This is a genomic window from Halorubrum tibetense (genome assembly GCF_042661865.1).
GTDB lineage: Archaea > Halobacteriota > Halobacteria > Halobacteriales > Haloferacaceae > Halorubrum > Halorubrum tibetense.
Window position 1 is genome coordinate 1 of the sequence record NZ_JBHSWW010000762.1, and the last position, 503, is coordinate 503.

The window sequence follows — 503 nt, forward strand, 5'->3', positions numbered from 1 at the left end:
GGGCGAGTGGCGGCCGGACGGGTACGAACCGCGCGCTCCCGAGCGTGTCACCGGCGCTGCGGTGACGCCGTTCGTGCTCCCCGACAGCCCCGAAATGCCCGTCGATCCGCTCGAGACGGCTGACGACCGGGTCCTCGTTGCCGGTTACACCCTGGAGTCCGACCGGGTCGTCGACCGGCTCGTCGCGGCCCACGAGCGCGGCGTCGCGGTCCGCGTCCTGATCGAGGGAACGCCCGTTGGCGGGTTTCAGAACCGGGGCGCACACGCTGCGGATCGTCTCCATGCGGCGGGTGTCGAGGTCCGAGTTCTCGACGGCGAGCCGGACCGGTTCCGGTTCCACCACGCGAAGTACGCCGTCGTCGACGACCGCGCAGTCGTGCTCACGGAGAACTGGAAGCGCTCCGGAACGGGCGGCGGCTCGAACCGGGGGTGGGGGATCGTCGCGGACGACGACGCGGTCGCCGACTCGCTCGCCGCCCTCTTCGAGAACGACGCGGCCGCCG

General features: G+C 72.4%; 1 protein-coding gene. It reads left to right on the forward strand.

The genetic code is table 11. The features are described 5' to 3' along the window. Nucleotides 1–503: phospholipase D-like domain-containing protein (locus ACFQEU_RS18165; protein WP_379784442.1), on the forward strand; the 503-nt coding region annotated here is incomplete at both ends.